This window comes from Candidatus Avelusimicrobium aviculae (assembly GCF_949292495.1).
GTDB classification, from domain to species: domain Bacteria; phylum Elusimicrobiota; class Elusimicrobia; order Elusimicrobiales; family Elusimicrobiaceae; genus Avelusimicrobium; species Avelusimicrobium aviculae.
Map to the genome: position 1 here is coordinate 72740 of NZ_CASEZB010000018.1, position 24731 is coordinate 97470.

The 24731-nt window shown below is 50.3% G+C and carries 26 protein-coding genes and 1 tRNA gene; 23 read left to right on the plus strand and 4 right to left on the minus strand.

What is annotated here, in order from left to right:
* The first annotated feature begins 2 nt into the window (after positions 1-2).
* From ACQY33_RS04730 to ACQY33_RS04740, 3 genes are all read left to right on the plus strand, one after another.
* A complete protein-coding gene (locus ACQY33_RS04730; RefSeq protein WP_428074449.1) occupies positions 3-380 on the plus strand; it encodes a Bbp16 family capsid cement protein in 378 nt (125 codons plus the stop codon).
* Between the two features lie 880 nt (positions 381-1260).
* Positions 1261-1848: a hypothetical protein gene (locus ACQY33_RS04735; protein ID WP_428074451.1), complete on the plus strand. Its 588-nt coding sequence runs from the start codon at positions 1261-1263 to the stop codon at positions 1846-1848.
* Positions 1848-4454 carry a hypothetical protein gene (locus ACQY33_RS04740; RefSeq protein WP_428074453.1) on the plus strand — a complete coding sequence of 869 codons (2607 nt, stop codon included), beginning with the start codon at positions 1848-1850 and terminating at the stop codon, positions 4452-4454. Before ACQY33_RS04735 ends, ACQY33_RS04740 begins: the two co-directional genes overlap by 1 nt.
* 47 nt (positions 4455-4501) lie before the next feature.
* Here the strand turns inward: ACQY33_RS04740 and ACQY33_RS04745 are convergent, their stop codons facing one another.
* Positions 4502-5338: a hypothetical protein gene (locus ACQY33_RS04745; RefSeq protein ID WP_428074455.1), complete on the minus strand. Its 837-nt coding sequence runs from the start codon at positions 5336-5338 to the stop codon at positions 4502-4504.
* On the opposite strand from ACQY33_RS04745, the gene ACQY33_RS04750 reads away from it, so the two are divergent.
* From ACQY33_RS04750 to ACQY33_RS04795, 10 genes are all read left to right on the plus strand, one after another.
* Complete coding sequence (locus ACQY33_RS04750; RefSeq protein WP_428074457.1) at positions 5325-5846, plus strand: hypothetical protein; 522 nt, start codon at positions 5325-5327, stop codon at positions 5844-5846. The genes ACQY33_RS04745 and ACQY33_RS04750 overlap by 14 nt on opposite strands.
* A 4-nt stretch (positions 5847-5850) precedes the next feature.
* A complete protein-coding gene (locus ACQY33_RS04755) occupies positions 5851-6342 on the plus strand; it encodes a virion core protein, T7 gp14 family (protein ID WP_428074459.1) in 492 nt (163 codons plus the stop codon).
* A gap of 8 nt (positions 6343-6350) precedes the next feature.
* Positions 6351-7598 (plus strand): hypothetical protein, encoded by a 1248-nt coding sequence (locus tag ACQY33_RS04760; RefSeq protein WP_428074461.1) that lies wholly within the window; start codon positions 6351-6353, stop codon positions 7596-7598.
* 9 nt (positions 7599-7607) lie between these two features.
* On the plus strand, positions 7608-9581 hold the full coding sequence (locus tag ACQY33_RS04765; protein ID WP_428074463.1) for a hypothetical protein: 1974 nt from the start codon (positions 7608-7610) through the stop codon (positions 9579-9581).
* Positions 9582-9594: 13 nt separating this feature from the next.
* Positions 9595-9924: a hypothetical protein gene (locus tag ACQY33_RS04770; RefSeq protein WP_428074465.1), complete on the plus strand. Its 330-nt coding sequence runs from the start codon at positions 9595-9597 to the stop codon at positions 9922-9924.
* On the plus strand, positions 9921-10151 hold the full coding sequence (locus ACQY33_RS04775; protein WP_428074467.1) for a hypothetical protein: 231 nt from the start codon (positions 9921-9923) through the stop codon (positions 10149-10151). The genes ACQY33_RS04770 and ACQY33_RS04775 overlap by 4 nt, the downstream gene beginning before the upstream one ends.
* Entirely contained in the window at positions 10151-10540 is a 390-nt protein-coding gene (locus ACQY33_RS04780) for a M15 family metallopeptidase (RefSeq protein ID WP_428074469.1), read from the plus strand. The genes ACQY33_RS04775 and ACQY33_RS04780 overlap by 1 nt, the downstream gene beginning before the upstream one ends.
* Position 10541: 1 nt before the next feature.
* The gene (locus tag ACQY33_RS04785; protein WP_428074471.1) at positions 10542-10727 is read left to right on the plus strand and encodes a hypothetical protein; all 186 of its coding nucleotides are present in this window, start codon (positions 10542-10544) and stop codon (positions 10725-10727) included.
* Positions 10727-10951 carry a hypothetical protein gene (locus ACQY33_RS04790; RefSeq protein WP_428074473.1) on the plus strand — a complete coding sequence of 75 codons (225 nt, stop codon included), beginning with the start codon at positions 10727-10729 and terminating at the stop codon, positions 10949-10951. The genes ACQY33_RS04785 and ACQY33_RS04790 overlap by 1 nt, the downstream gene beginning before the upstream one ends.
* A gap of 194 nt (positions 10952-11145) precedes the next feature.
* Positions 11146-11850, plus strand: a complete 705-nt coding sequence (locus tag ACQY33_RS04795) for a hypothetical protein (protein WP_428074475.1) — start codon at positions 11146-11148, stop codon at positions 11848-11850.
* 63 nt (positions 11851-11913) lie between these two features.
* On the opposite strand, the gene ACQY33_RS04800 is transcribed toward ACQY33_RS04795, so the two are convergent.
* Positions 11914-11988 (minus strand) — tRNA-Arg (locus ACQY33_RS04800).
* A gap of 403 nt (positions 11989-12391) precedes the next feature.
* Positions 12392-13693 carry a Na+/H+ antiporter NhaC family protein gene (locus tag ACQY33_RS04805; RefSeq protein ID WP_428074477.1) on the minus strand — a complete coding sequence of 434 codons (1302 nt, stop codon included), beginning with the start codon at positions 13691-13693 and terminating at the stop codon, positions 12392-12394.
* A 131-nt stretch (positions 13694-13824) separates the two neighbouring features.
* On the opposite strand from ACQY33_RS04805, the gene ACQY33_RS04810 reads away from it, so the two are divergent.
* The 10 genes from ACQY33_RS04810 (at position 13825) to ACQY33_RS04855 (ending at position 23964) form a co-directional block, all read left to right on the plus strand.
* Positions 13825-15069 (plus strand): competence/damage-inducible protein A, encoded by a 1245-nt coding sequence (locus ACQY33_RS04810; RefSeq protein WP_428074479.1) that lies wholly within the window; start codon positions 13825-13827, stop codon positions 15067-15069.
* 21 nt (positions 15070-15090) lie between these two features.
* Entirely contained in the window at positions 15091-15912 is an 822-nt protein-coding gene (locus ACQY33_RS04815; RefSeq protein ID WP_428074481.1) for a hypothetical protein, read from the plus strand.
* A gap of 227 nt (positions 15913-16139) precedes the next feature.
* A complete protein-coding gene (locus tag ACQY33_RS04820; RefSeq protein WP_428074483.1) occupies positions 16140-16772 on the plus strand; it encodes a TetR/AcrR family transcriptional regulator in 633 nt (210 codons plus the stop codon).
* Positions 16769-18091 (plus strand): TolC family protein, encoded by a 1323-nt coding sequence (locus ACQY33_RS04825; protein ID WP_428074485.1) that lies wholly within the window; start codon positions 16769-16771, stop codon positions 18089-18091. The genes ACQY33_RS04820 and ACQY33_RS04825 overlap by 4 nt, the downstream gene beginning before the upstream one ends.
* 5 nt (positions 18092-18096) lie before the next feature.
* On the plus strand, positions 18097-18831 hold the full coding sequence (locus ACQY33_RS04830; RefSeq protein ID WP_428074487.1) for an efflux RND transporter periplasmic adaptor subunit: 735 nt from the start codon (positions 18097-18099) through the stop codon (positions 18829-18831).
* Complete coding sequence (locus ACQY33_RS04835; RefSeq protein ID WP_428074489.1) at positions 18831-19547, plus strand: ABC transporter ATP-binding protein; 717 nt, start codon at positions 18831-18833, stop codon at positions 19545-19547. The genes ACQY33_RS04830 and ACQY33_RS04835 overlap by 1 nt, the downstream gene beginning before the upstream one ends.
* Positions 19544-20473 (plus strand): ATP-binding cassette domain-containing protein, encoded by a 930-nt coding sequence (locus ACQY33_RS04840; RefSeq protein ID WP_428074491.1) that lies wholly within the window; start codon positions 19544-19546, stop codon positions 20471-20473. Before ACQY33_RS04835 ends, ACQY33_RS04840 begins: the two co-directional genes overlap by 4 nt.
* A complete protein-coding gene (locus ACQY33_RS04845) occupies positions 20470-21597 on the plus strand; it encodes an ABC transporter permease (RefSeq protein WP_428074493.1) in 1128 nt (375 codons plus the stop codon). The genes ACQY33_RS04840 and ACQY33_RS04845 overlap by 4 nt, the downstream gene beginning before the upstream one ends.
* Positions 21594-22703 (plus strand): ABC transporter permease, encoded by a 1110-nt coding sequence (locus tag ACQY33_RS04850; RefSeq protein WP_428074495.1) that lies wholly within the window; start codon positions 21594-21596, stop codon positions 22701-22703. Before ACQY33_RS04845 ends, ACQY33_RS04850 begins: the two co-directional genes overlap by 4 nt.
* A gap of 73 nt (positions 22704-22776) precedes the next feature.
* Complete coding sequence (locus ACQY33_RS04855) at positions 22777-23964, plus strand: response regulator (RefSeq protein WP_428074497.1); 1188 nt, start codon at positions 22777-22779, stop codon at positions 23962-23964.
* Positions 23965-24266: 302 nt separating this feature from the next.
* Here ACQY33_RS04855 and ACQY33_RS04860 read toward each other — a convergent pair whose 3' ends face one another.
* Positions 24267-24731, minus strand: coding sequence for a type IV pilin protein (locus ACQY33_RS04860; RefSeq protein WP_428074499.1), 465 nt, complete (start codon positions 24729-24731; stop codon positions 24267-24269).

Sequence of the window (24731 nt, forward strand, 5' to 3'; positions counted from 1 at the left end):
TTATGTTACTGGATCAAAATGCCGTATTTTCTGATAAGCAGGCCGTAAGCGCCACGACCGCCTCCACCCACACGGTGGACCAAGGCGCCGCGGGGGACGCGCGCGCCGGTTTATACGCCGTGGTAAAAGTGGATGAAACTTTTTCCGGCGTTACCCAACTGACCGCCGCGCTGGAAACGGCGGATAATGAAGGGTTTTCTTCCTCCAAGGTGTTGTTAAGCGTAAGCAGTGCCGGGGAAGGGCTGGTACAGAACGCGGTGCTGTTAAAAGCGCCGGTTCCGGCCGGGGCCCAGCGCTACTTGCGCGTGAAATACACTGTAACCGGAAGCGGCACGGCAGGCAAGATATCCGCGTTTTTAACGGATATGGTAGACCTGTAACCGCGCCCGAATGTGCGGGGCGGGGAATAGGCCCCGCCCCGCCCGCGGGGCAAAATAAAATAAAAGCATAAGAAATTAGTGTGGGCAGCAGGTGTCCTTTTGTAGGTTCGTTTTCCGTTAAACAGGATTGTAATAAGTAAATGGCCTTGCGTCAAAAAGGGAAAACGGTAAAAAAACCGCTTTTTGAATTTGCAGGCTTGATTTGGGGGTAGATAACAGAATACCGTTGCTAAAAACGTTGAAATTTAAGGCATTTTTGCTCAAAATAAGCTTTTTAAAGCCTTAAAATACGCTATAAAAGTATTTCTAAAGCTATGTGGACGGTTCTGGGGGAACCAGTGCGAGCAAGAAAGCCTTGTCTAGAGGGAAAATATCCTTGCTTTCCTCGCCTTTTATTAGGGAGAAGAGGTTTTTGTTTCATGAAGAACGCTAACAGGAGGGAATCCTCTCTGCTATCCGGTGTCTGCAGAGCGCAACAATGGCTTTTAGGTGGGATTGTTGATAAAAAATAATATTTTTATATTATTATCAATGCCTTATGAAAGGAAAAGGGGAGAAAATATCCCCGCAAAAAATAAAAACTGTATCTTTGTGTTTTTTTATGAAAAAATATTTATAAAAATATATTTAATTTTAAATATATTTAAATTTTAAGTATTTTTAAAATATTTGTTAAATTTAATATTTTGTTTTGTGTTATTATTTTTGAATAAAAAATAATATTAAAAATAAAAATATTTAAAAAATAAATAATTTTAAAAATAATACTAAAAATATATTTATTATTAAAATGGAAAATTGCATTTAAACATATGATTTAAAAATATTACTAAAAATAAAAATATTTAAAATTTAAATAAAATTAAAATGGAGCATAAAAATGGTATCTAAAATTGACATTTGCAATTTGGCTTTAGCTCATTTAGGGCAAGAGGGGATATCTTCCTTAACCCAAGATGATGAACGTGCCCGCCGTATCCATTTATTTTATGAACCGGTAAAGGCGGAAGTTTTACGCACCCATAACTGGGCTTTTGCTTTGGTGAGGGAGCCCCTCGTGCTGTTGGAAGACCCTTCCGCCCCCGCTTATCCGTATTTATATCAATATCCGGCGGACGGGCTGTTTGTGCGCAAAGTATTTGCGGGAGAAAGCGGGCGCAAGCCTTTTGAGTTTAAAGAGGTATACCGCCGGCGCATTAACCAGCGCGCCATACAAACCCCGGCCCCCCAGGCCGTGGCGGAATATACCCGCGACGTGCAGGATGCCACCCAGTTTGACCCGGCTTTTGTAAAAGCGTTTTCTTTGGCGCTGGCGGCGGATTTGGCGCTTACGTTAACGGGGGATGAGGCCTTGTCTCGCCTATTGCTTACCCGCTATGCCCAAAGTTTGGAAGAAGCCCGGCGCAGCAATATGTCTGAGGAATTTCAAATTCCCCCGGCGGAAAGTGTTTTTATGGAGGCGCGCTAATGGTATATCATCATTTGCAGCCGGCTTTTAGCGGGGGGGAAATCAGCCCGCACGCGGCCGCCCGGGCGGACGGAAGTGTTTTTTCTTCTTGGTTAAAGACGGCTAAAAACATCATTATCCACCCGCAGGGAGGGGCCTCTAACCGGCCGGGCAGCGTTTTTGTGGCCGCGGCCAAATATACGGATAAATCCGTTCGCCTGCTGCCTTTTGTCTTGGGCGATAATGAAACATATGTTTTGGAAATGGGGGATAAATATTTGCGGGTGCATACGCCCGCCGGCCCGTTGCTGGAGGAGGACGGATCTCCTTGGGAAGTGGCTACCCCCTACAGCCAATATGATGTAGCCCAGCTGCAGTACGCCCAATACAACCAAACAATGTATTTGGCGCATGGAAAATATCCCGTATATAAATTTTCCCGCTCCGGGCCTAATGATTTTACCTTTGAGGCAGTTTCTTTTACCGGCGGGCCGTTTATGGCGTCTAATACGGATGAAACCCTCAAAATGCGCCTGTTGGAACAAAGCGGAGAAATTACCGTGGAAGGAGTAGCCGCCAGCGTATCTTTTCAGCCTAAAGTGTACAGCCATTATGCCATACGGGCTTTTTTTAGGGGGGAAGGCTTCTATTTAGATAATGAATACAACTGCAATATCCAGGCGATGGTGAATCGTTTTAATACCACTTACGGGGGAGAGGGGTTCAGCGCGGTTAATTTGGGCGGGGTGGTTACCATTACTTCCCCCCAAGCAAACGGCGGAGATTATAACGGCGCCGAACTGAAGCTGGAATATTTAGAAGACATCTTTGCTTCCCCCAGTGAAACTGCCGTGTACCAGTTATCCGGCGGGGCCAATGCGGGGAGTATTGTGCCCGGCGCCACCCAAAGTTTTATGCTGGAGAGTGATTTTGATTTTTTCTTTCCGGACCACGTGGGAGGGGTTTTCAGCTTATCCCATGAAGTAGAAAGCCAATATGTTTGCGGTATTATTGCCTATAACGGCGCTTCCCAACAACTTAAAAGCGGGGGCGATTGGCGTTTTAAAACTTCCGGAAATTGGAGCGGAACCGCCGTGTTGGAAAAATCTACCGACGGCGGCCTCAGCTGGCGCGGCGTGAAACATTTCTCCCGCGAGGAAGACGGCGACAATTTAAACGAGTTTGGCAATTTGGAAGAGTCCTCCCAACTTTACTTATTGCGTTTACGGGGGGAAAGTATCACGGGCAACCTGCAGTATGAAATGTGGAGCGACAGTTTTATCCAGCAATCCATAGTAAAACTGACCTCTTACGTCAGCGCGCGTAAAATGGGGGTGGAAGTTCTCCAGCAGGCGGCGGGGGAGGAGTGGACTTCCCGCTGGGCGCAAGGCAGTTTCAGCCAGCGTGCGGGTTACCCGGCGTGCGTGTTTTTTTATCAGGACCGCCTGGGTTTTGCCTGTACCGCAAGTGAGCCGCAGACACTGTGGTTTTCTAAAATTTCCAAGTATGAGGATTTCGGGCATTTGCGCACCCAGCAGCAGGCGGACGGATTTAGCATCAATTTAAACGGGAGAAGCCTTAACTCCATTCGTTCCGTGGCGGTGTGCGGCAAATTATTTGTTTTTACTTCCGGCAGCGAGTGGACGGTCTCTTCTGCCGGGGCGTTTAGCGCGTATAATGTAACCGCCGTTCAGCAGAGCGAGCGCGGCAGCAGCTCTGTTCCCGCTTTGGCGGCGGGTGGAAGGGTGCTTTTTGTGCAGGCGCGCGGAAGCGCCGTGCGGGATTTTGTGTATGATTATTCTACCGACGCTTACGCCGGGGACGATTTAACCCTGCTTGCCCGTCATTTATTTTTTAACCGTGAGGTAAAAGCCCTCGCTTTTCAGCAGGAGCCGGACACCTTGGTTTGGTGTTTAATGGGGGACGGCACCCTGCTCTGTTTAACCTATCTGCCCGGGCAAAACATTTGCGCTTGGGCCCGGCAGGAAACGCAGGGCAAGGTAATCAGCTTGTGTAATTTGCCTGCCGGCGGGTATGACGCCATGTGGTTTGCCGTAGAACGTGCCGGCGGGGTTTTTATAGAGAAATTAGCCCCGCGTTTGGCCACCAAAAACCCGCAGGACCAAATATTTTTGGATGCGTGCGTATCTTTTCCGGGTACCAGCGGCCATACGGAGTTTAGCGGGCTGGCGCATTTAGAAGGGCAGGAGGTATACGCGTTGGCTGACGGAAACCCCGCCGGCCCGTTTACGGTGCAAGACGGTGCTATTACGCTTCCTTTTGCGGCAAAAACGCTGCATGTGGGGCTTAGTTATGAGGCCGAGCTGGCTACCCTGCCCGCTGAATTAAGCTTAACGGACGGTACTTCGCGCGACCGTAAACGCCGGGCTGCCGGAGTCTGCTTTTTATTGGCGGACAGCCGCGGCGGTTTTGCCGGGGCCGAGGAAGGCAAGCTGGACGAGTTGGTTTATGCCCCTCAAACGCCGGACGGTAAAGCTCCCGCTTTGCAGGACACGCTTTGTGAAAAAGTGTTCTCTTCCAGCCACGGGTTTTTGAAGGGGATTGTTTTTAAACAAACCGATCCTCTTCCCGTTACGCTGTTAAACATTATTGTAAAATCCTGCTAAATAAAAAGGGCCCTGGTTTTAACCAAGGGCCCTGAAAAACAGCTTATTTAATTTGCGGCTTGCGGAAGCGCGGCCGGTATTTCCCGGTCGGGCACGGTAAAAGCCGCGTTATACGGCAGCGGGGCTGCCGGCATGCCGGCGGGGCGGAAGCTGCGTATTTCGTCTTTTACCATTTGTTGGTATGCCGGGTTTCCTACCACAAAACCTACAACGATGTATCTTAAGTCATCTTGGGCGGCAAAGGTTATATAAACGGTAACAGGCATGCCGTTTTGGCTTTCTCCTTTCCCTTGTAAAAATACCGTATTGGGGACGGAAAAATCCGGCTCCGCCGTTAGCTGAAACTGCTGACTTTGTTTTTCTGCTATTTCGTTTGCTTGCTCTTGCAAGTATTCTTGAACGTTGGCCAAAGGCTTGTCTTTCTGTATATACGCCACAAAGCCGGAAATGGGAGTTTGGGCTTTATTGTTCTGCTGGCCCTGGTTCTTTTTAATAATGGCGCCCGCGTTGGTATCAAAAGCCGCCGCTATGCTTTGTTCGCTGTCTATCTCAATCCATTTGGACATTTCCGTCCCGCCAAACAGATTGATGGTGAAACCGTATTTAGGATCCGTATAGGGGCGGATGCCGGTGGTGATTTCCGTCTTTTGCATGGTTTTATCTACCAACTCCATAAAGGGCATGACGTATTTGTTTACGCCCAGCATAATGGAAATAATAGCTATGGCAAATAATACAACCGTAGCCAAACCCGCCAAGATAAGCGGCCATTTGTTTCTTTTTTTACCGGCTATTACCCAACCTAATTTAAAGATTAGGAAAAACACTACATATACCAAAGCGGCCAAAATTAAAAAGGCCAGTATTGCGATGATAAGAGCCATAAAATCTCCTTATTTAAAAATACAGCAAAAGCGAACTTTTACTATTACAAATGATATTAGTTTGCGCCGTTCTTGTAAAGCTGATTTTTACCGCGTGTCACGCCGTATGCGCCGCCTGGACCGCCAAGAGCTGCAAGCCACGCACGGCCGGGCGGACGCGCCGCTGTTGGAACGTTTTGCCCGTGCCGGGGCGGCCAACGTAACGGTATGCGCCCGCGGAAAAGCGGTGGCGCTAGCGGGCGTCACGCCGGACGGTTTATTGGGATTCAGCGCCTGCGTTTGGTTGGTTACTGCGAGGGGAGTGGAAAAATACCCGGTGGGTTTTTTTAAAGCGGCGCGGGCGGCATTAAAGTATTTTTGGGCGTTATATCCCGTACTTTACAATTACATAGATTTGCGCTACCCGGCGGCTGTGCGTTTTGCCCAAGCGTTGGGGGGACACTCAGCCGGGCCGGAGGTGAATGTGCGGGGAGAGCCTTTTCAATTATTCATATTTAGGAGGAAATAAAATTATGGGAGGAGCAGTTAATTTAGGAGGCGCGTTAGTAACGGGGGCGTTATCCGTGGCGGGGAAAAATAAGTCTGAGCGGGAATATTACCGCGCCATGGCCCAGGCGGCAGACAAACAAGCCGCATTGCAAGAGGCCGCTTCCAAGCGGCAGGCGGAATATATTTTCCGTTCCGCCGCGCAGGAAAGCGCCCGCCTGCAACAGGAATATACGGCCGCGCAAAGCGCGCAGAAAGCGGCGTTTGCGGCCAATGGGCTGGGGCAGTCCGCCACGGTGCAGCAAATCATGCAGGACAGCCGCTGGAACTTACTTACAGACCAGCAAACTCTCCGGCAAAACACGGCGGACGAATTGTATGAAAACAACCTGTCGGCTCTATTGGGGGTGCAAGCCAAGCGGGATGAAGCGTCCCAATACCGCAGTTTAAGTTCGCGCTTGTCCGGCAGTTTTTTAAGCCAATATTTACAGCGCTTGTTTAACGTATTTTCTTACTAGGAGGGCCTATGAAAGTACCCGTTTATGAAAAACAAAAATCATTGCGTGTTACCCAAGCCGCCGGCGGGCAGGTGTTTATCCCGTCAAGGGCCGCTTTTGATGAGAACCAATATACCCGTTTGGAAGGAAATATCAAAGCGCTTGGCGGCGCCGCCGCCTTATTAAACCGCGCGGGAGAAGAAATAGCCCAATACAAGCAGAATCGTTCGCCAAACCCGATGGAAAAACAGAATGAGACCGTTTTATCCACTGAAGCGGAGCATGTGTTAACCGGCGCGCTGGAGCAAGCAAAACAGGAGGCCACCCGCCGGGAACGCCAACAAACGCAAAATGAAAAGCTGGTTTTGGCGCAGGCGGTGGCGCCGTTGGCCTCCACCCCGGAAGAATTAGAAAAATTGATGGAAAAAAATTTTTCCTCCTCCCCCGCCAAAAGCTTTTTATATGCGCAGGCGGTGGGCAATAATATAAACGCCGCTTTAGCCGAGGGGCAGACCCCGCAGGCCGCGCAAATGCTGGCCCGTTTTGAAAATTATTTATCCCCTCAGGCGGGGCAGGGGGCTCGCCAACGGCTCCAGGCGGCGGCCGGGCGGCGGGCCGCGCAGGAGGTGTTTACCCAGGCGCTTCGGGAAGGGAAAAATCCCGCAGGGTGGACGGATAAAGAAATAGAGGATCTTTCTTTTGGTGCCAGCCGCAATTTGCCGCCCGGCGTACAGCAGGAAACCCGGTTGGAATTAGAATCTATGGCCGGGGCGGAAAAAGCGCGCCTGCAAAAACAGAAAGCTTCTTTATTGGGCGGTATACTGCAAAGCGCTCAAACAGGAGACCAAAAATCAGTAAGCCGGGGCTTGTATTCTTTGGCGGAATTGTTTCCGCAAGAAGATAAACACCTAACCGCCGCCGTGCGCAAAGCGGTTGCTTCTCCGGGCCGGAAGTCTAACCCCGCTGTTTACAACCGTTTTTACAAACAACTGGCTGAGCCGGATTTTAAAGAGAACGGCTTGGCCCAAGCTTTGGAAAAGGGGGAGATTAGCGGGAGCGACTATTTGCTCTTAATGAAAGAACGCGCCGGCCTTTTGGCGGGGGAAGACGCCCGCTCGCGCAATTTGTTGTATTCTGCCGCCCAGCGTTTGTGCCGAAAGGAAGGCTTAAATACCGAAGAATCTGAAGACTTTAAATACGCCGTGTTTTCTTTGCCGGGGGATTATTCCTCCAAACTGGCGGCTTTAAAAAACTTACGTGATGTTTATTTTTTATGAGGTTTTATTATGACTGTTACCAACACCCACACCAAACACATTTACCCGGGGGACGGCCAGCGCACGACGTGGCCCTTTACCTTTCCGCTCTTTAACGCACAGGACCTGCGCCTATGGCGCGTAGGTACGGACGGAAAAGCCGAAATGGTCTCTTCCGGCTTCTACGTGGATATGGAAGAAAAAGAAGTAGAGTACCCCCTTAAGGAAGAAAATCAGCCCGCGCCCGTAACGGGGGAATATATTGTACTTCAGCGCATGACTCCCCTTACCCAAGAGTTTGATACCAAACGCCAACAAACCTTGGATTTGCAAACCTGGGAGGACGCACACGACCTAGCCGTCATGCGCGAGCAGGAATTGGCGGAAGAACTGTCCCGCACGCTTAAATTTCCCATCCAAACCCAGACGGCGGATACGGACGCTGCCGCTTACCTTGCCACTATTACAAATTTAAAAGACCAAGCGCAGGAAGTATCCCAAGAAGCGTTGGAAACGTCGTTGCAGGCCAATCAAAACGCGCAAGCCGCCGCGCAGACTGCCTCCCAGGCCAAGCAACAGGCCCAAGAGGCGCAAGATAGCCTGTCTGTATATGTTTCCCAAGCACAGGCAGCCAAAGAAGCGGCGCAAGAAGCGCAGGAACAGGCGGAGGATTTTTCTTCCGCGGCGCAAAATTACGCCCAAACCTGCCAGCAGGAAAAGAACTCCGTTCAAGGGTTGGCGCAAACGGTAGCCACCCAAACCCAGCAGGCGGTAAATGCCGCCCAAACGGCGCAGACAAACGCGCAAACCGCCCAAACCAACGCGCAAAGCGCGCAGTCTTCCAGCCAGTCGGCGCAGGGTTCCGCCCAATCCGCCGCGCAAAGCGCGCAGGCGGCGGCTTCTTCGGCTTCTTTGGCGGACATTCAAAATAAAATAACCAACTGCCTAACCAAAATCCCGCAGGATATCAATTTAGTGTTATCGGAAGGCACGCTGACGCTTAAAGCGGGAAGCAAAGTGTATGTGCCAAACGGTCCCGGGGTTTTTGACAGCGTTACACTTGCAAATGATGTTTCATCATCGGTAATAGGGGGGGCTTCTTTGTCAACCAAGTGCGTATTGCTTTATTCCCCCAGCGATAATAAGCTGAAAGCATACAATGTCAATTCCATGTACAGCGGGACCTCTTTGGTAGGTACTTCTGTTACTTTTTATGACACGACCAGCAACGTGGTACAACGCTATGACGGCGGAAGTCTAACTATATCCGGCTTATCTTTTCCTATTGCGCTAATTACCGGGGTTAGTACGCAAATAACCTCCATAGACCAAGTATTTAACGGGTTTGGGTTTATCGGAAGCGTACCGTTTATTTTGCCCGGGGTGGAGTGTTTGCGGACCAACGGCAGAAATACCGACGGAACATTGAAATCCGCGCCTACCACAATATCCACCGTTTTAATCCCGGAACTGATTGGTGATATATTAAGAACGGAAATTTATATTAACGGGGCAACCTCTTCCGTGGCATTACAGAAAGGGGGTTATGTTTATAACGAACAAGACAACCTTTTTTATTTTGGAACAGCCGCAAGAAATGTTTGTTTTGCCTTTTCCGTAGCGCGAGACAGTACGGGCCGTATCTTGAGCCTAACCCCGCAAAATACGTTTCACACGGTGGATTATAATGATTTGGCGAAAGTGGATGGCTTGGCACAACAAACAGATAGTTTAGTTCAAAATGGCCGAATTGGCTTTCCAAATTTGTCCGCCAAGGTATCCATAAATAGCGGATATACTGCCCCCTCAAACGGGTGGGTGCTTATTATTTCTTCAAACAGTAATGCAAATACAGAAATGAAATTTGATAACGCACAGGTTTACTTCCAAGGCGCCGCCGGCTCTGCCGCGTCCGCCGCTTGCGGCTTTATTCCAATAAAAAAAGGACAAGTTGTAACTATTACGGGAGAGGTATCCGTGAAACAATTTATGCCTTCATTATAAGGAGAGTATACGCATGATTAAATACGCCAAAATAGAAAACGAAGAAACAAAAGAAGTGTCCGTCGGTTTAGGAAGTGACGTCTCTTTTTATCAATCTGTAGGAATGGAAGAAATGGACGTGGAAGAAGCTTACAACGGTAACTGGTATTTAAAAGGCTATGCCCCCGCCAAACCTGCCCCCACTGTTAAAGAACAGGTGCAGGCGTTAGAAACTCAAACCGGCCTTACCCGCGCCGTGCGGGAACTGGTGCTGGCGGAAGGCTCCGGCGCGAGCGATTACGTAAAACAGCAGGCGCAGGAGATAGAAGCTTTGGCCGCGCCCCTGCGGGAGGAAGGACAATGACCCCTGAAAAAATAAAATCTTGGTTGTACATAGCCGGCGTGGCGGGGGCGGTGTTGTTTTGGTGTTTTACCATGTACGGCTTGCCTCCGCGGGTGGAAAAATTGGAAGCAGCTGTTAAAGAACACGAGCGCAAGCTAACGGAAAGCGGCGTTAAAATAGACATTATTTTAGACGACGTAAAAACCATCAAAGGCTTTATTATGCAACGCCACGCGGGGGGTGAATAATGGCTACTTTCAGCAAAACCAGCGAAGAACGCCTTTTAACCTGCCACCCGGATATTGTGGCCGTCTGCCGGGAACTTATTAAGCAAATGGACGTAAGCGTTTTGTGCGGGCGGCGCACCAAGGCGGAGCAGGAAGCGGCGTATAAAGCGGGGCGCAGTTTTGCCCAATACCCGCAAAGCGCGCATAACCGGGTGCCCAGCCACGCGGTGGACTTAGCCCCTTACCCAATAGACTGGAATAATTTACAGCGGTTTAAAGAAATGTGGCTTCGGTTTGACGCAATATCCCGCGTGTTAAAAGAACGCGGGGAAATAATGAGCGAATTTATATGGGGCGGTGATTTTAAGCGTTTAAAAGACTGCCCCCATATTGAAATAAAGGAGAACTAAAATGGAATGGATTCAAAGCAATTGGAATGACGTACTGAGTATTGCCGGCGCGGTTATTTTAATTATAACCGTTGTGGTAAAGTTAACTTCCACCGATAAAGACGATACGGTTTGGGCTCAGGTGCTGAAGGTGTTGTCCGCCTTGTCATTATGCAATCCGGACGGCTCGTTTATAGGTAAGAAATAATGTGGGCGAGCATAGGGGCCGTGGCGGCCCTGGGGCTTGTATTATGGGCGGTAATTGCGCTTGCTAAAAACAGCGGGCGCAACGCCGCTAGGCTGGAAGCTTTAAAACAGGAAGCGGAACGGACGGCAAAAGAACAGGAGCGGGCAAATGCGATTCATGACAGCGTTGATAATCTGCTTATTGACGACGTGCGTGAGCGGCTGCAAAACGTGGCGCGCAAGTAACGCTACAGCCTGCCGGGTTGGGTTTGATTACAAAGACCCGGGCGTGAACGACCAAAACGCCCGCGCGCTGCTCAAGCATTATTGTATTTGCAAGGGTTCGCCGGCTTGCCAGCCGCCCAGATAGGCCTAAATGCTTGCTTGTCTTGGGGCTAAAGACCCATGTATTAGGTACGCTAAAAATTTATCATATAATTATGAGAAAATTTTTTAGCGTACTCTTTTTACTCTGCCTGCTGGGGCTTGCTCCGTGTGCGCACGCACAAAAATGGAAAGCGTTTAAAGAGGCCCTGGTGCCTGCTCGGACAAAAGTGGTTTTTTATACTGTTCAGCGAAAAGTGGAAGCGGCTGTTTTGCGGGCGGCGCAGCGCAAGGGTTTGGCTTCCGTGGAAACTAAAAATAATGAGATATTGATTTCCTCATTAAGCCAGTTTGCTCCGGAGATAAAAAGATACGGCCGGCCGCCTTTTCCTTTGGCGGAAAATGAAAACGAAATGTACCGCGGTATGGTGTTGGATGCGGACGGAAAAGACTTGCGCTATATTTTACAGCATGGGCTGGAAGTTTCCAAATCTCATTACGAAAATTTTGCCGCTTATGACGGCAAAGAATATCCGGATGGGAGTTTGGCTATTTATGCTTCCCATAAAGTGAAGATCGCGGAGACGTTTCTGTATGCCAAGGTGGGGGTAGAAACTTATCTTCCGGTTATCTTTCATCTTAAAAAATTGGGCTGGCGGAGTATTGTATCCGTCCCGCATGATATTCCCCCGTCTTGGATTTACCGCGTGAGCGCAATTTTAAAAATAAACGGGCGTTTAACGTGGGGGGAGTTAAAAATAAAAAATAATGAATTTATTTTTATTCCTTATCCGCCCTCACCCCAGGCGGCAAAAGAATAGTTTTTGCTTTATTTAATCATAAAAAACCCCCGGTTTGTGGCGGGGGCTTTTTATGGGGTTAAATGGTGCGCTCGGCGGGAGTCGAACCCACATTTCCAGCTTCGGAGGCTGACGCTCTATCCATTGAACTACGAGCGCGCAAAACGTTTATTTCTTTTATTCTAGCAAATTATATACGTGGCGGAAAATGTCCCGTTACGCTTGGCCTCCTTGAAATGATAAAGGGTATTTATACACTCAGTTTATTAGTAAAGCGTATGGGCCCCAATTATATGGGTGTATAGGCCCAATGCCCCAAGACAAATTGGCAGTAAAAAAATATTATGAAATATATGAAAAATTTTTTTGGCTTTTTTCTGTTATGTGGTTTGTTGGCGCTCAGCCCTGTTTTTACTCCTTATCCGCCCGCAAAATCAGGGAAAAAGCCAAGAAAAAAATAAATCCTTTTTTATTAAACAATCCTAAAAACCCCCGGTTATACCGGGGGTTTTGTGTGGATAAATAAATGCGCCGGGCGGAAAGATTATCCCGCTTGCGGGGTTTATTGCGCGCGGAATTTGCGCGGCAGGCCCAGCCAAATGGCTACTAATGCCCCTATACCCAGCAAATACGGGTAGTATAAATACTCCATAATATGCAGGGGGGAAATACCGGTTAAGCTGGCCGCCATAAGGAGCTGCGCCCCGTAAGGGATAATGCCCTGCACAAAGCAGGAAAAGATATCCAACAAACTGGCGGAGCGGCTGGGCATAATTTTAAAACGGTCCGCAATTTCTTTGGCTATGGGGCCCGCCATAATCAGCGCAATGGTATTATTTGCCGTGCATAAATTGGCAAAGCTGATGAGGCCGGCAATGCTCAGTTCCGCCCCTTTGCGCCCCTTGAGGTGGGAGGTAAGTTTTTGGATAATCCACGCCAAGCCGCCGCCGGTGCGTATCATTTCCAGCATGCCGCCGGCCAGTATGGTTACTATAATCAGCTCACCCATGCCGGTAATGCCGGCCCCCATGGAAACCGTCCATTCCCAAATGCTAAAACTCCCCAGTAAAAGCCCAATAATTCCGGAAAGCACCGTGCCCAGCAAAAGCACCACCATCACGTTTACGCCCATAATGGCCGCCCCCAATACAATGAGATATGGCAGCACTTTCAGCCACTGCACTTGGGCGGGTTCAAAACCGGCGTGGGCGTTGCTGCCCAGCAGAATGTATAAAATGGTGGCCAGCAGGGCAAAGGGCATAACAATTTTGAAGTTTGTTTTAAATTTGTCTGACATTTTGCACCCCTGTGTGCGGGTGGCTACGATGGTGGTGTCAGAAATAAAAGACAGGTTGTCCCCAAACATCGCCCCGCCCACGGTGGCCGCCGCCATAAGGGCCGGGTTCATGCCGGTTTTGGCGGCAATGCCCGCCGCCACCGGGGCCAATGCCACAATGGTGCCGACGGACGTCCCCACGGAAACGGAAATCACGCACGCCGCCAAAAATACCCCTGCCGCCAGCACATTGCCGGGAAGTATGGACAACGCCAAATTGACCGTAGCGTCCACCGCGCCCATGGCTTTGGTGGTTTGCGCAAACGCTCCCGCCAAAATAAAAATAAGCACCATCAGCATAATGTTGGGGTTTGCCGCCCCTTGGCAGAAGGTTTCAATGCGTTTTTGCAAGTTGCCATTTTTTACCATGGCTACGGCCACGATGGAAGAAATAACAAACGCCACCGTAATGGGCATTTTGTAAAAATCCCCGGCGATGATAGACACTACTAAATAGGAAATTAAAAATACTCCTAACGGCACTAACGCCCAGGCGTTGGGGCGGGGTTGATTGGTTTGTGGGTTCATGTTATCCTTAAAAAACGCGCCGTACGGCGCGGTGAATATAAAATTTTACTTATATATTATATGAAATTTTAAGGCATGCCTCCTTTATAAATCCCCCTGAAAGATTTTGAAAAAAATCATACAATAAAGCTATGAAAGCCGCCGTTATTACAATTGGGGACGAGATACTCCTGGGTCAAATTACGGACACCAACTCCCGCTATATCGCGCGAGAGCTGGCTCTTTTAGGTATAGAAACGCTTGCCATGCACACGGTGGCGGACGCGGGGGAAGAAATTTTAAACGCGCTGAAAGCCGCTCTTTCCCGTGCGGACTTGGTGTTTCTGACCGGCGGCCTGGGCCCCACTAAGGATGACCTGACTAAAAAAACCTTGGCGGATTTTTTTGATATGCCGCTGGTTTTTAACCCGCAGGTTTATTCTTGGCTGGAAGAAATGATTTTGCCCCGCCGCGGGGAAATAAACGAATACAACAAAACCCAAGCCATGCTGCCGCAGGGGTGCAAAGTGCTTCGCAACCTGCGGGGTACGGCCAGCGGCATGTGGTTTGAGAAAGAGGGCAAAATAACCGTTTCCCTGCCCGGCGTTCCGTTTGAAATGGAATATTTAATGCAGGCGGAAGTATTGCCTTTGCTGAAGCAAAAATGCGGGGCTTCTTTATTACAGTACAATTTGTTGCACGTCTATAATATTCCGGAGGCGGAGCTTGCCTTGCGCCTGCGCCCGTTTGAGGAGCAGCTTCCGCCCGGCGTAGGGCTGGCCTATTTACCTTCGGAAGATGAAGTAAAACTGCGCCTTACCGCCAAGGGCGGCGCGTTGAAAGACTTACAAAGCCAAACGGAAATTTTAAAAACCCATTTGCAAGGGCTTCGTTTTGCGGAAGGGGAAAAACCTTCCAATGTGGCGGCGGTGGCCTGTTTGTTTACGCAAAACGGCCTTACGCTGGCGACGGCGGAGAGCTGTACCGGGGGGAATATCGCCCGTTTAATTACGGGGTTGGCGGGCGCGTCGGACTATTTTTTAGGCGGTATTGTTTCTTATTCCAATCAAGTAAAGAAGGACGTGCTGGGGGTATCTGCTGCGGATTTGGAAAAATACGGCGCCGTCAGCCAGCCGGTAGCCCAGCAAATGGCGCAGGGCGCGCGTAAAGTAACGGGGGCGGATTGGGCCGTTTCCACCACCGGCATAGCGGGCCCGGGCGGGGGGAGCCCGCAGAAACCGGTGGGTACGGTGTGGATTGCCGTGGCGGGGCCGGCGGGCGGTTTCGCAAAAAAATTTGTTTTTTCTTCCGTGCGGGAGCGTAACATCGGCAAAGCCTCCGCCAAAGCGTTGGAAATGCTGTGCGATGCCGTACGCGCGGACGTACATATCAAATAATCATAGGGCAGGAGGGCGTTTATGGATATTTTGGATACAGTTTATTTAACGGGCATTGTGCCGTTTATAGGCAAGGTAAGCCCGGCGGAAGCGGGGGATTTGGCGCGCGCTTTGTCTATGGGCGGGCTGCCGCTGGCGGCTTTGCATATCCAGAGCGAAAAAGACGTTTCCCAATCCCGCGTGATGCAGCAGGCGGTGGAAGATTTTTTTATTTGCGCCTGCGGGGTGGAAGATGAAAAATCCGCCCGGTTGGCCGTACAGGCCGGGGCCAAACTGGTGTTTGCCACCGGGTTGGACGCGCAGGTGCAGGCGGTGTTGGCGGCTAATGAGGTGTTGGCGCTGCCTCCGCTTTCGCGCGTGGTGTTTGATAAATTGGGGCAATATTTTTCCAGCGGGAAAGTGGCCCCCTGCCTCTGCCCGGATTTGCAAACCCCGCACCGCCGGGGCAAATCTTATTTTGAGATTTTCGTGCGCCGCGTGCGCCAGGCCGTAAACAATATGCTGGGGTTTGACCTGCGCCACATAGGCATTAACCAGCCGGACGGGGAAACCTCCGCCCGTACGGCGGGCGAGTTTGAAAGCCTGTTTGGTTTTGCCCGTACGGACCGCGGCGGCGCCTATTTTGCCGGCGAAGTGGTGGAAGTAATGAAGAAACCTTTCTACGGGCATAACGGCCATATTGCCGTATCCACCAACGACGCCGCCCGCGCGGCGCATTATCTGCAAAAGCAAGGCGTCCAATTTAATTGGGACAGCGCCGGCTATAGCGAGGACGGCTCCCTTCGCGTGGTGTATTTAGCCAAAGAATTGGGCGGATTTGCCGTGCATATTTTGCAAAAATAACTATTGGATTTGCTTGTATGGATAAAACTCCCCGGGGTAAACCGGGGAGTTTTTTTAAAAAGAAAAAATGGCGCTTACTCTTAGTGTTTTAGGTTCTTGTTTAAAGTGTGGCAACAAATATAAAAGCGTGTAAAGCAGATGTTTTTAACGGAGAGAAAAAGAGGGTTGACAATATAATTATACAAGCGTATAATAATTATACATATGTATAATTTTTGGGAGGATTTATGGGCCGCGTTTCTTCTAATACGGATGAAAAACTAATCCACGCCGGGGTTTTTTTAGCCCGCAAAAAAGGGCTTAAAAATTTTACGGTAAGGGAAGTTTGCTCCCGCTCTCATGTCAACTTGGGCATGTTTCACTATTATTTTAAAACCCGTGAAACGTTTGACGCCGCCGTACTGAAAAGTTTATATGGGGAAATGATGAGCGCCATTAATTTGGAAATTTTGCCTTCCCGCACGCCCCGGCAGAATATAGAGGCCGTACTGCGCGCCATCTATCTTTTTGCCGGCAAGAACCGCCGTCTGATTTCCATGCTGATTGGGGACGCGTTCAGCGGGGACAGGCAAATAGTGCGGTTGGTGGCTCAATTATTTGCCCAGCATGTTTCCGTACTCATGAATGAGCTGAAACGCGCGCAAAAACTGGGCCAGCTGCGTACCCAAAACGCGCGCGATGCCCTGCTTTTTTTGTTGCCGCAGGTGCCGCTGGCGCAGGGGGTGTTGGGGTTGGCGGAGCGCATGGGTAAAAATTTCCCGCCGGAGCTGTACCGCCAAGTGGTGCAGGTGGCGTGGGAGGCCGATACCTTCCGCCGGGCGCAATTTATGTTAAATGCCGTGTTGGGGGACAGTAAATGAAAAAATATTTGATAGCAGTACTTCTTTTGGGCGTAGGGGGAATTGGCTTTGGGCAGGATATTTCGCTTGCCGCGTGCGAAGCCGACGCCTTGGCCTTTTCTCCCGCCGTAAAAGCGGCGCAGGCAAAAGCGCAGGCGGCGCTGGCGGGGTATCAGTCTTCGCGCGCGGCGTTGTATCCGTCTTTGTATTTGGACGCGCAAGGCAGCTGGGTGTCTGAAATTCCCACCATGCAGCTGGGGCCCCAGCAGTTTGAATTTGGCAGTGAATGGGGGGGAAAAATCGGCCCTACGGTAGAGTTTACCCTTTTTGACAAAGGCGCCCGTTCCTCCGCCAGCAAGGCCCGCTTTTCAGCCTACGAGTCCGCCCTGCAGGATTTGGACGCCGCCCGCCGTTTTGCCCTGCTTGGCGTGCGCCAGGCTTATTTTACCGTCCAGCGGGATTTGGAGCATATGTATTTGGCTTCCGAGCAGTTAAAAGTGGCCCGCAAGCAATTAAAAGATATAGAGTCCGCCTACCAAGCCGGCGCCAAAAGCCGTTTGGACGTGCTGATGGCGCAAAAACAGGCCCTTCGTTTGGCGCAGGAGGCCAGCGCGGCGCGCGGCGCTTTAGGCACGCACCTAAGGGATTTGTTTAAACTGACGGGTACGGACTACGGCCTTAACCCCGCTTACGCGCTGGACGCGCGCGTAACGGAAAAATTGCCCGGCCATACCACGGCTGTCGTGCGGGCGGACGAGCCGGAAAATACCGTTCATGCTTTGTCCCAAGCCGCCGGGCTGGGGTTTGACTCCAACAGCCCCCGCTTGGCTTCTTTAGATTCGTTGGTCCGGCAGTATGAATATATCTCCCGCGGGTATGCGGCTGCGGTTTGGCCGCGGGTAGGGCTTACGGGCGGCGCGTATTGGGAATACCCCAACGGCCCGCTGCAGGAGGACGTGTTTTTAGGCCGGGCGGGGCTTTCGGTGCGGTTGCCTTTGTTTGAGGGGGGAAAGAACAAAAAGCAGGCGCTTTCCCAACTGAAAACGGCCCAGGCGCTGCAAGAAAACCGGGCGGAGCTGGAACAGTCTTTAGAGGCGTTGTTTTATTCCTCGCGCGACAGGCTGCAATCCTTGGATATAGAAGAAGACCTAGCCCGCCAGCTGGTGGAAGCGGCCCAAAAAACCGCCGCGCTTACGTATGAAGCGTACAAAGCCGGTTCCGTTACGTTTTTGGAGGTGGACGACGCCAACCTGTCCCTGCTTCAAAGCCGTATCGCCCTTTCGGATTTATATATACAGCGTTTAAACAGTTTAGCCGTTATGGATAATTTAGGGAGATAACATATATGAAAAAAATCATTGCCGTTTCTGTTGCGGTTTTATTTATCTTGGTGGGGGCGTGTTTGATTTTCTGGCGCCATACGCCGTTTGCGTACAGCGGGGTGGTGGAAGCGGTGGAGGTGGACGTACCCTCCCGTTTGGCGGACACCATTGAAAGCCTGCCCGTGCAGGAAGGCTCCCCGGTGCGAAAAGGGGAAGTATTGGCAAAGCTGGAGTGCAAAGACGTGGCCCTGCAGCAAGCCATTGCCCAAAAAGAGTTTGAGCGCGCCTCCCAGCTGTTAAAAACCACGGCCGGCTCGCGCGAGAATTACGACCTGAAAAAACATCAGTTTGACCAAGCCTCCCTGCATAAAGACTGGTGTGAAATTAAAAGCCCGTTAACCGGAAAAGTGCTTTATAAATATTACGAGGAGGGGGAATTGATCCCCGCCGGCAGAAAACTGCTCACGGTGGCGGATTTGGCCCAAATGGACGTATGGGTGTATGTGGAGCATGACCTGCTTGCCCGCTTACAGCCCGGTATGGAAGTAACCGGCTTTTTGCCGGAAACCGGCCAGCATTTTAAAGGAACCGTTTTAACCATTAACGACGAAGCCGAATTTACCCCCAAAAACGTGCAAACCCGCCGCGAGCGCGAACGCCTGGTATACGGCATAAAGACCCGTTTTGCCAATGACGCCAACCAAACCTTAAAACCGGGCATGACGCTGGAAGTGTCTTTCCCGCTGGAGGATAAATAATGCCCGCGCTTGGCGTACGGGTGGAAGATTTAAGCAAAACGCTGGGCCGCACAGCGGCTTTGCGGGGAGTAAACACCGTGTTTGAGGCCGGGCTTGTGCACGGCATAGTAGGCCCCAACGGGGCGGGAAAAACCACCTTAATGCGCGTACTGACGGGCCTTTTGCATCCCACAAAAGGGCGCGTGGAATATTATGACGAAGCGGGCCCCGTTACGCCCGCCCGGGCCAAATATGAAACGGGGTATTTCCCGCAGGAGCCCAGTTTATACCCGGATTTAAGCTGCCGCGAGCATTTGGAATTTTTTAGGGATTTATACGGCCTGAGCGAGGCCGATTACCAACCCCGCATGCAGGAATTGTTTGACGCCACCGGCATGAGCGCCTTTAAAGAACGCCCCGCCGGGAAACTTTCCGGCGGCATGTATAAAAAACTGGGGCTGATGTGCGTACTGCTAAACCGCCCTCGTTTGTTATTGTTGGACGAGCCTACCGTGGGGGTGGACCCCGTCAGCCGCCAGGAACTGTGGGAGCTGGTTTACGGTTTTGCCGGGCAGAATACCACCGTGGTGTTAAGCACTTCTTATATGGACGAAGCCCAGCGATGCGCCAAAGTGCACGTGCTGGACGGCGGGTTTTTAAAAGCCGCCGGAACGCCGGAGGAATTGATGCGCAAATTTCAGGTAAAACAGTTTGCCGACATCTTTTTAAAACCATGAGCACAGAAAGCAATATCATACAGGTGGAAAACTTAACCGTGGCTTTTGGCGGTTTTAAAGCCGTGGACGGAATTTCTTTTGAAGTAAAACGGGGGGAGATATTTGGTTTTTTGGGGGCAAACGGCGCGGGCAAAACCACCACCATACGCTGTATATGCGGGTTGTTAAATCCCACTTCCGGAACGGTTAAGGTGGACGGGAAAGACGTTTCTTCCTCCACGTCCGTCTTAAAACCGCGCATTGGTTACATGTCCCAAAAATTTACTTTATACCCGGATTTGACCGTTAAAGAAAACCTGGCTTTTGCCGGCAGTTTGTACGGGCTCAAGCGCAAACAAATAAAAGCCCGGGCGGAAGAACTGATGCAGTTTATCGGCCTTACCCAGCATTTAAATGAACCGGTTAAATTGCTTTCCGGCGGCGTAAAACAGGTCGTAGCGCTGGCCGCCACCCTGCTGCATGACCCGGATTTGGTTTTTTTGGACGAGCCCACCGCCGGCACTTCTCCCACCACGCGTGCGGATTTTTGGCGTTTGATACGCACCCTGGCCCAAAACGGAAAAACGGTTTTTGTTACCACGCATTATATGGACGAAGCGGAATACTGCGGGCGCATTGTGCTGATGGAGCGGGGTAAAATCATCGCCACGGGCACCCCGCAGGAGTTAAAGGAGCAATTTTTCCCCCAGCCGCCGGTGGAATTGGTTTTTTCCCGCCCGGAAATATCCCGCGTGCGCGCGGAATTGGAGCGGAGCAATATCGGCGAGGCGGAAAACTTTTCCGGCGGGCTTCGCGTGCGTGTAAATGACTGGGCTCGCTTTGAGGCTTACGCCAAAGAACAAGCCGGCGTATTTGCCTTTCACCCAGTGGAACCCACGCTGGAAGACGTATTTTTAAAGGCGGTCAGTGGGAGGAAAGGCGCATGAGGCTATTTTTAAGGCGTGTAAGGTCCGTCGCGGCCAAAGAATACAAGCACATCCTGCGTGACCCGTTTACCCTGGTGGTTGCGCTGGTGCTGCCGCTTATTTTTGTGGGCATGTTTGGTTTTGTGATTGACTTGGATTATAAACACATGCGCCTGTACGTGCGCGATAATGACCAGACTTCCGTTTCCCGCCGTTTTTTGCAGGAGGTATCTTCTTCCGGGTATTTTGACCAAACCCCCCTGCACGGCCCCGCCCAGGCGGATGAGGCCCTTCAAAAAAACAACACCCCCGCCGTACTGATTATTAAGCCCGGCTTTGGGCGCCATGTCAAAGCGGGGGATATTTCCGATCCCGGCCAGGCGCAGCTGCTTACGGACGGTACGGACAACGTGCAAGCCAGCATTATCCAAATTTACATGCGCGGTATCATAGAGGCTACCAACGCCCTGTTTTTGCCTGAGGGCGGGGAAGGGGCTTCTGCGCGCATACGCACCCGTTTTTTATTTAACCCGGAGCTTAGCAGCCGCTGGTTTATTGTGCCGGCGTTAAGCACGGTGATTATCGGCCTGTTGGCTATTATGCTTACCGCGCTTACGGTAGCTAAAGAGTGGGAAAACGGCTCCATGGAGTTGCTCCTTTCCACGCCGGTCCGCCCGGCGGAAATCGTGTTGGGTAAATTAATCCCCTACTTTTTGTTGGCTTTGTTTGACGTGCTGGTGGTGTTTGTATTGGCTTTAACCGTGTTTCGCATTCCGTTTGAGGGCAGTTTCCTCCTATATATGCTGGCTTGCGCTGTTTATGTTACGGGGGCGTTGGCGCTGGGGCTGGTTATTTCCGTAGTTACGCGCCAGCAGCAGGCCGCCATACAGTTTGCGTTTGCGGTGGGGTTGTTGCCGTCGTTTATTTTTTCGGGTTTTATTTTTCCCATAGAAAACATGCCGTTGTTTTTTAGGTGGTTTACGGCGCTGTTTCCGCAGCGGTGGTTTTTGTTAATCAGCCGCACGCTGTTTTTAAGTGAGGCGGGGTTTGCCCCGCTGGCCCCCGCGTTTTGGGGGATAGGCCTTTTTGCCGTGGTGATGATTGTACTGGCCGTATTTAAATTTAAAACGGATGTGGAACCATGAAAATACGCCGCGTTACGCTGCAAGGATTTTTTAAGAAAGAGTTTACGCAAATTGTGCGTGACCCCAAAATGTTGTTTGCCATTTTTTTCATTCCGCTGATACAGACCGTTATGTTCGGTCTGGCTTTAACCAGCGAGGTAAAAAACGTGGAGCTGGCCGTTTTGGCCAAACCCAACAGCCGCGTGGCGCGCGATATACGGGCCCGGGCGCAGGCTTCGGGCTGGTTTAAGGTGTTGCCCGTCAGCCAAGAGAAGGACCCGGCTTCCTTAATAGAAAGCCGCCGTGCGGAAGCCGTATTAATCGCCCCCAAAGAAGGGTTTGAAAAAGCCCTGGAGCGCGGCAACGCCCCCATACAACTTTTGGTAAACGCCATCAACGCACAGCGCGCCCAGCAGGTAAACGGATACGTACAGCAAATTGTGGCGGAAGTGGCCGCTGAGCGGGGATATAATGTTTCCGCCGGTTTAATTCAGTTGGACCAGCGCGTTTTGTTTAACCATAATTTAGACACCACTTCTTATATGATACCGGCTTTGATGGTGATGTCCACCTTTATTGTGCTGCTAGTAGTGTGCGGCATGGCCATTGCCAAAGAAAAAGAAACGGGCACTATGGAAAAATTGATTGCCTCCCCCTGCACGGTGGAAGAAATTATGTTGGGCAAAACGCTGCCTTATTTTGTTATTGGTTTAGCCATCGTGGGGTTGGTGCTGTTTGTGGGGGTGGCGTGGTTTGGCATACCGTTTAGAGGAAATTTATTGTTGGTGGGGGTAAACGCGGCGCTGTTTGCTTTGTCCGCCTTGGCGGTGGCGTTGATTATCAGCACGGTGGTTTCCACTCAGCAGCAGGCTATGATGGGCAGCATGTTGTATTTACTGCCGGGTATTTTGCTTTCCGGGGTATTTTTTCCGGTGGCCAATATCCCGCCCGTGTTTAGGTGGATGTGTTATTTAAACCCGATGATGTACTCCGTAGTTAATTTCCGCGCCGTGATTTTAAAAGGGGGGGACGCGGCGCTTTTTTGGGGCAACTGCTTTTGGCTGGCGGTCATTTGCGTGGTTTTGTGCGCGCTGGCGTATAAAAATTTTAAATCTACCTTAAACTAGGTCCAAAAGACCTAGGTGCTTATAGGCCTAAAGTCTCTTGTAGAAAAATATAAGGGAAAGTTATCCTATAAGTATGATAAATACAATTAAAACAACCCTACTTTTTTGTTTGGGACTGTGCATTTGTATAGGTACCCAAGCTTATGCGCAAGGAAAGAAAGAAATTTCTAAAAACTTGGTGCGCAAACTGACGAAAGAACAGGTTGATGCCAAACGCATCCAATCCGTTTTATGGCAGAAAGCCAAAGTGACCCGCTCAGAACGCAAAATTAAAAAGAATATGCGTTTGCAGGCGGCTTTGCAGGCGGCTAAGAATCATCATAATTTAACACCTATTGTTTCTATTGTGCCTACGCCTAAAGACCAGTTAAAATTCAACGCTTACCGTTTAACGCCTTCTCAGATACAGGCCCAGGCAGACAGATACGAAGCGTTAATGAAAGAATTTCTGGAATTTAAACGCAACTGGGATTCCCGTAAATTTTACTTACAGCTTTATAAAGACTTTAACGCTATTGAGCCTATGGAAAGAAAACAGCTTTTGCGTGAAGGCGGAATTTTGGTTTCTAATATCAAACATCAGTTGGATTTTATGCTTAAGGATGATGCCCCCCTGCAGCAAGCTTATGTTTATCTGGTTGATGTGCTGGAAGAATTGGAACCGGCTTATTTCGGTATGTTTGAAAAGAAAGGAGCCGAACCCCGCAGTGACCGCCCCTACGTGCCGGAACAGTTTTTCTTAAAAGATCCGGCTCAAGCCCAATGGCGTGAAATGCAGTGGGAAGATTACCAGCCTTTATCTTCCGGCGCGAGAGAATTGGTTATGCCGGTGGCGCAGCAGCTGCCTAAAAACCTGCATATCGCTTTGGTGAATGACCACCCGGGCATGATCGGCTCGGTTAAAAATTGGGTTGCCGCCGGTTATTTTGGCGAAGGGGCCAGCGTGGAAATATTCCAAACGGCGGACGCTTTGCTTCAAACCAAAAAAGATTTTGATGTAATAGTAACAGACTTGCTGGTTCCCGGCGGAGGCGGCCAGTATTTGGCTTACCATTTAAGAAAAAACGGTTATGAAAAACCCATCTTGGCGTTAAGCGAATACCGTGAGGAAGATTGCCGCGCCCCTGAGTTGTTTAATGTGGGGATAGACGGCTATATCTACGCGGATGACTTCTTCCGCAATTATATCGGATACCGTCTGTTGCCGGCTTCGCTTAAAACTTATTTTGAGTTGAAAGCCCAGAATGGTTGGAAACATTAATCGCTTAAAAATAATATGGAAAAACCGGGCCTTTGTGGAAAAGGCCCGGTTTATTTTATGCTAAATTGCCACAGCCATTTTTTGGCCGTCCAAAAAAGTAAATGAAAAATAACATAGATTTTTGTGTGGAAAGAATTTAAACAAGAACACATAGGGTGTAATGGCTTGTTTTATCGTTCAACCCTTTGCAAAGGAACGCCGCTTTGGGGTTCCGTTTGTCTGTTAATTTAAACCTAGTCTTTTGTTTTAGCCATAAAAAAAGCCGCTTTGAACAAGCGGCTTTTTGTTGATAAGAAAACAGGTTAAAAACCGTTATCAGCCAAGTCTTTGCTGCCGGCAATGGCATAGCAAAATTTGGCGCTTTCATCGGCCGTACTGTATTTGCAGGTGCGGGTCCAGTTGGTGCCGTCGTTGGTGGACGTTTCAATGGTGTATCTGGGTTCGGCGATACGCTGCGCCTGAATAGTGAACGGAGCCGTGCCGCTTACGGAAATACAAAAGTTTTTGCCGCCATATCCGGAACCGCAGGATGCGTTTTGCGGCAATTCAATGTCTAGCTTTCTTAACGTGTCATTGGCGGGCCAAGTGTCTTTCTGCAGATAATAGCGTTCCGCCGCGTAGCGCAGAGCGCCGGAAAGGGTTAACGCTTCCGTGGCGCGGGATTTTTCAATAGCGGTGGTATACTGCGGCAAAGCCACGGCGGAAAGCACCCCGATAATGAGCACCACCACCAGCAGCTCAATTAACGTAAAACCTTTTGTGTTCAT